Below are 6587 nucleotides of genomic sequence, written 5' to 3' on the forward strand. Positions count from 1 at the left end.
TTTTCCATTTTAAAATCCCCCTTTGGATTAAATATTTTTATTTTAATAGCCATCTTTTGTTTTTTTAATAGAACTTTTATCTTTTAATGTTATCTTTCCTTTGATTTTTCTTTAGTTTTAAAAGTTTAACAGTAGGGTACTTTTAGTCAAATAAATGATTTTCTTCTTTTCTAACGAAGATGCTATCACTTTTAATAAGAGAAGCTAACTTAGAGCCTACTTCTTTAAGAGCAGCATCAGAGGCATTAGTTTTTATGCTAGAAAACTTTTGAGTAGTGAAGACATTTTTATCCTCCGAAGCATTGTACACCTCATACTTTAAAACTAATGATTTTTTTGTTATTGTTGTTAATTCCATTAATATCAACTCCTTTCAAAGAGTATATATTCATTAAAATGAAATTTTGTCTTTTTATTTTAAAAAATATTTTTGGCTTTTCAAATTATGATTAAAATTGTAGCAAATAAAAAAAGATATATATTTTTAAATAAATGATTAGTTAATAGTTAAAGATTGGGGTTAATTGCCTTTATGGATATGTAAATTTCAATAGAAAATAAAGTAACTATACAAATAATTTTAAGTATTTAAGAATTTTGTCGATAATAAAAATGAATTGAAAAAAGGTAATTTATTTAAAAAAGGAGAATTTATTTTGATTAATGTAAAAGAAAAAATATTTATTGGTGCCCGTGATTTAGGAGCTGAACAAGCAAAGAAAATATTACCAACCTATGATTTGGTTTTAAAGCAAATCGATGAATTTGAAAAAGCTGCTATAAATAGTAAAAATGAAAGTGGACAAAAGGATTTTAATAATACAATAAGTCTTTGGGGACCTAGAGGAACAGGGAAAACATCTATTTTATATACTATACATAATGAATTGCGAAAAAAAGGAAAGAAAAATATTATTTTAAACATAGTAGATCCAGATAATTTTTCAGATTTAACTAGGATAATAGGTGTTATATTAGGAAGTTTTAGGGAATGGGTTAATGAAAATATCGAAAAGCATATTAGTGATAATGGATTTAAATATTGCAACGATGATAAATTTAAAGATTACTTTAATAATGGAAGATATATTGAAAATAGTAACCCATTAAAAATAAAATTAGATGAACTTTTGAAAGTTTATTGTTATATAGATGAAGAGTATAGAAAGCTTTTAACTCAAAACTTTACTAATATAGAAAGGTATAAAAATGAATATCGTAATTTATTATCACCAGATATAAATTTTAAAAAAGTTTTTCTTGAATTTATAGATAAACTTGTGGAAGTTAATAATCGAATTAATCAAATAGATGAGAATCATACAACTATGATTTTTATAACCATAGATGATGCTGATTTAAAGCAAGAGAAATGTAAAGAAATTATAGAAACTATAATGAAATATATTTGCCATAAAAATATAGTTTGTTTAATTTCAGGAGACTATGAAATTTTTAGTGATTCAGTAACTTTATCATTAGTAGGAAGTGAACTTTTAAAAAGTCAATATGCGAATGAAGATGGATTTTTAAATAGTGGAGTTTCTATTTCAAAAAGAAAAAATTATTTAAGTGGAGAATATTTAAAAAAAATAATTCCACCATCTTTTAGGCATAATCTTATAAAATGGGATTTAGAAAGTATTCCTAATTTTTCTTTTGAAGTAAATGAAATGGAATTTACTTTAGTAAATGGGTTAAAAAAATTATTAAATGGAGAAAATAGTATTTTTAGTTATCAATTAGATAATGGGAAAATAATAACTCCTAGAATAGCCTATTCGATTTTTGATAATACTCCAAGAGGGCTTATAAATGTATTTTATGCTTTAGATAAAGTTAATAATAAGGAATTTAAAGAGATAAAAGCCTTTATTGACACTATAGTTGAGTCAGCTAGTTTTCTTAATAAATATAAAAAGGAGTTTTTAGGGGAATGTTTAATTTGGGGAGATTCCTTCGAAAATACTAGAATTGACTATAATAAATTTAAAAAATTTGAAGTAGTAAAGGAAGAAAATTTAAGAGAAAAGACATTAGAAGAAAAAAGACAGATAATAAAAGATAATAATAAAAAAAATATTATATTTTTTATTATTTTAGAACTTGTAAAAAAAATAAATAAAGAAATTAAATTTGATAAAATAGATTATATAGAGGTTAAAGAAAAAATATTATATTTAATAATAAATAATAAAGAAAAAAATGAAATAGAGATAGATGCAAATTTAAGTGATTATAATCAAAGTGATTTTAAAAAAAGCTTATATTATTTAGATGATTTAATCTTAAAACTTGATTTAGAAATAGTTTTTGTATTATTAGAAAAATTGACTGAAATAAGAGGATTTTCTTTTGATAAATTAAATAATGATGAGATGAAAAAAGAAATTTATGTAGCAATAAATGATTTTATAGGGATAAATAATGAAAACAAAATAGAAGAAAGTACTTTTCTTATTGATGTAATAGCTAAAAATAAAAATTCGGGGAATTTAAAAAGATATGAAAAATTTATTGAGTTCATGGATAATATAAGTATTAAAAGTAGTAGATATGATAATTTAGATAAATTATTAAATGAAAAAATAGGTTGGGTTACTAAACTAGTTCAAAATTCGAAAATAGAATTAATTTGTAAAGCTCCTATATATAATTTAATTGAAAGAATAAGAAATGAAAAAATAGTTTATGAAGAAATACCTAAGATAAAAGAAGTTTTTCCTAAAGCTGAAAAGTATAGGCTTGTTTTAGAAAAAATAAAAAATAAAAAAGATTTTGATGAAAAAGAAAAAAGTTATATCAAAAAAATTATAGGGAAATTAAGTGGAAATAGTGAAATTAAGATAGAATCATTAATTGAATCAGTATTTTTTAAAGTTAGTAATGATAATACTATTGGGTTTAAAATAAATATTAAAGAAATACAAGAAGAAATTGATAAATTTATTAATAATCAAAATCATGGAACAAAAAGTAAGTTTAAAAGTATTCAAGAGGAGTTCCAAAGAGAAGGTCTTTCTAAAAAAAATAATATTACTTATGCTGAATATAATAATATTTTTAACAAGCTAGACAAAATTAACAGTAGAGTTTGGTATGGGCGTACAGAACGTTTTGAATTAGAAGTAGCTATAATTAATAAAGCTATTTTAAGTAAAGAAAGTATAATATATATATATGTTGAAATTTGGAAAAAGATAAATGATGAAAAAATTATTTCTGAAAAAAATATGATAATTAACAATTCAGATGTGTTAATAAATTATATAAAATATATAATTAATCTTGAAATTGAATTTATGGAAAGATTTAATTCGGATATTATAGTTGAAAAAAATTTAGATAATTTGAGAGAATCTTATATAAAATTATTTGATAATTGCTATAAAAAAGCAATGAATATGGAAAAAGGGAATTTAGAGGTATTAGGTTTAGAATTTGAAGATACTGAAGAAAATGAGAATAATCAGGAGATAAATAATGGTTAAAAATTTAGATGAAACTTTAAATACTATTCTATATCCTTTTATTAATGAAAATTTTATTTTTTGTGATGAATTTGATGAAGGAGACTTTGAAAAACTTTTTATATCTCAATTTATAGAAGATAAAAATTTAAAAAATATAGATTGGTTAAGGTTAGCTTTAAAAAAATATTATAAAGATTGTTTGAATAAAGAAAAAAATATAAGATTAAATAAACTTTGTTTAAAAAGTATAGATGAAATTAGTAGAGCCTTAATAACTATTAGAGATGGATCACTTTGTTATAAGTATTGGGAAAATGAAAATGATTGTAATATTTTTGGGCATTATAAAAATTTTGAGAAAATAGAAATTTATAGAAGAATAAATAGTGCTATTACTATGGATACAATATCTATGTATTTTTTAGTTAATAGAAGAGAACAGTTTTCTATAGATGAAATTGATAAATTTTATTCCTATGTAAAATTAGCGGACAAACAGTTAGATGATATTTTAATTTCAGGTATAGCAGAAAATCATATTCATGCAAACGCAGCTTTAAGTTTTAATTTTTTATGGAAGTTAATTAATAGTGATATAGATAGAGTAGATGAGGTCTTAAAAAAGACAAATATAAAATATATAAATAATTCTGATATCTGGAAATGTAACATGAATAATTTAGTAAAAGTAAATGTTCTAGTTCGTACTGTTTTGGCAATTTTTTTGCAAAATTATATTGATTATAATAGTAAGGATACTTTGAGTAGCTTTTTTTTGAAGGATAAAGAAAGTAGCTTTAGTAGAAAATTTTATGAACTTATAGAAATAATATCAATAGATAAATTAAATTATAAGGATATTTATAATAGATTTACTGAATTAGAAAATTATAATTTCTATGAAGTTTTTAATTTATTATTAAAGGAATACGCTATTGAAAAGAATGATAAAAATTATGATATTTTATCAAAAATTTTTACTGATGTATATAATTTAAGAACTTATGAAGAAAATGTTTTTTTAGCTAAAGCTTTTCAATATTTAAAAGAAAATAATGATGATGGATTATTTTTAGATTTATTTATGAATTATATCAGAATTAAAAATTATTTTTACAGTACTTTTTGTAATAATACTAAAATTAAGGGATTAGATATATTTACTGATTTTTATAACAATGGGACAGGAATGATAGAAGAAGCTATTAATCCTATTGAAGGAAAAAACTATTATAAAGATCTAATTAGAAGTGAATTTCAAAATGAAAATTTAAAATATGCAGAACTTAGGATAACACCTAGTAAAAATATAGAACTTTTAAGAAAAAAATATTATGAAATTTTAGAAGCCTACAGAGAAGTAATAAAAGAGGATTATAAAGATAAAAGATTTCCTAGAATAGGATTAGTTTATCATTTTATAAAAAGTGATGATTTAAAAGAGGATAAATCATATAATAAGCATTTTGAAAATGAAAAGAAATATTTGAGAATAAGTGAAACTTTAATTAAATTTAGAAATGAAAATCCCTATAACTCATATTTTATTGTAGGGATAGATGCTGCAAGTCTTGAAAATAATATGGGAGTTTTTACTTTAACAAAAGCATTTTTAAATTGTAGAGGAAGTGAAATTGATTATTTAAAGGTTGATGATGGCGATGGAAATTTAGTGAATGTAAAAAGTTTAGGCTTTACATTTCATGCAGGAGAAGATTTTAGACATATGTTAAGTGGTTTAAGAAGAGTAGACGAGGTAATAAATAAGTTTAAATATCATGCTGCTGATAGAATTGGTCATGGAACTGTTTTAGGTTTAGACGTTGAAAATTGGGCCTGCAATAATCACATAATTTTAATTCCAAGAAAAGAAAAATTATATAATTTATTATGGGTTTGGAATAAAATTAGTAAATATAAATTAAATAATCATAACTTTTCTGTTTATTTAGAGAAAGAAATAATAAATTTAGCTACTGAAATTCTTAAAGAAGATGAATCTAACTTTAATTGTAGAGAAGAAAAAAGAATTAATAATAATAAAATTTTAGGGACTATTAATATACCTAAATTATATGATATGTATAGAAATTTATTTTCAAAAGAAGTCTCAGGAGAAGATGAAAAAATCTATGAAAATATAGATGATTTTATTAAAACATATTCATTTAAAGATTTAAAGAAAAATCAATATATAAAAGAAAAAATGGATGAGCCTATATACGTAGAAATTAATGAAATAGAGATAGATATTATTAAAGAGATGCAAAGAATATTAATAGAACAGATTGCTGAAAAAGGAATTGTTGTTGAAATAAATCCAAGTTCTAATACAAGTATTGGAGAATTTAATTCAGTTTTAGAAAATCACTCCATGAATCTAAATAAGATAGAGGAAATGGATGCTAAAAATGTTATTATAACTATTAATTCAGATGATCCAATGCTTTTCAATACAACATTATCTAATGAATATGCATATATTTATTATTCTCAATTAAATAAAGGTTTAAGTAAAGAGAAGATATTATTTTGGATTGATAAAATTAGAAAATATAGTATAGATACTTCTTTTGTAGAGAGAAAAATATCTGATGAAAAATATTTGGAATACTTAGAGAAAGTTTTAGAAAAAAATAGATAAATTAAATTAAGGGAAGAAAATAAGAAATAAGTAACTTAGATAGGGGAAAGTCATATCTAAGAAAAATACCGGGACAAACAGGATAAACAGCAGGACAAACAGTACCCGGGTACTTGGGGTTTAATTGGAAAAAGGAGGAGCTTCTAAAGAATTTAGAGGCCCTCCTTTTAATTATTGAACTGGAGTAACAGTTGTTTCAACTATTTCAGCATCAATTTTTTCTACTAGATTTCCACCAGCAGAAGAGAAAATATTTTGAGCAACTATAGCATCCATAGCTGCTTCAACAGCTTCAGAATCTAAATTTTCTTTAATATTTTTTAAGGTAATGGTAGTTTGTTTACCTTCTTCATTTTTAAAAGCCATTTTAAGAACATATTTCTTTTCCATTTTAAAATCCCCCTTTGGATTAAATATTTTTATTTTAATAGCCATCTTTTGTTTTTTTAATAGAACTTTTATCTTTTAAT

4 protein-coding genes are annotated in these 6587 nt (G+C 22.3%); 2 read left to right on the plus strand and 2 right to left on the minus strand.

Annotated features, from left to right (window positions below):
• Positions 1 to 142: 142 nt before the first annotated feature.
• Positions 143 to 358: a DUF1659 domain-containing protein gene (locus tag ACRDDY_RS00645; RefSeq protein WP_438563035.1), complete on the minus strand. Its 216-nt coding sequence runs from the start codon at positions 356 to 358 to the stop codon at positions 143 to 145.
• Positions 359 to 656: 298 nt separating this feature from the next.
• On the opposite strand from ACRDDY_RS00645, the gene ACRDDY_RS00650 reads away from it, so the two are divergent.
• Both ACRDDY_RS00650 and ACRDDY_RS00655 read left to right on the plus strand, forming a co-directional pair.
• Complete coding sequence (locus ACRDDY_RS00650; RefSeq protein ID WP_438563036.1) at positions 657 to 3491, plus strand: hypothetical protein; 2835 nt, start codon at positions 657 to 659, stop codon at positions 3489 to 3491.
• On the plus strand, positions 3484 to 6117 hold the full coding sequence (locus ACRDDY_RS00655) for a hypothetical protein (RefSeq protein ID WP_438563037.1): 2634 nt from the start codon (positions 3484 to 3486) through the stop codon (positions 6115 to 6117). The genes ACRDDY_RS00650 and ACRDDY_RS00655 overlap by 8 nt, the downstream gene beginning before the upstream one ends.
• A gap of 171 nt (positions 6118 to 6288) precedes the next feature.
• Here the strand turns inward: ACRDDY_RS00655 and ACRDDY_RS00660 are convergent, their stop codons facing one another.
• Entirely contained in the window at positions 6289 to 6507 is a 219-nt protein-coding gene (locus tag ACRDDY_RS00660) for a DUF2922 domain-containing protein (protein WP_438563038.1), read from the minus strand.
• Positions 6508 to 6587: the final 80 nt, after the last annotated feature.

Origin of the sequence: Clostridium sp., from assembly GCF_051656525.1 — a bacterium.
GTDB lineage: Bacteria > Bacillota > Clostridia > Clostridiales > Clostridiaceae > Clostridium.

Coding starts and splice junctions, on each gene's coding strand:
- ACRDDY_RS00645 (WP_438563035.1), bottom strand. CDS start 358: ATGGAATTAACAACAATAACAAAAAAATCATTAGTTTTAAAGTATGAG.
- ACRDDY_RS00655 (WP_438563037.1), top strand. CDS start 3,484: ATGGTTAAAAATTTAGATGAAACTTTAAATACTATTCTATATCCTTTT.
- ACRDDY_RS00660 (WP_438563038.1), bottom strand. CDS start 6,507: ATGGAAAAGAAATATGTTCTTAAAATGGCTTTTAAAAATGAAGAAGGT.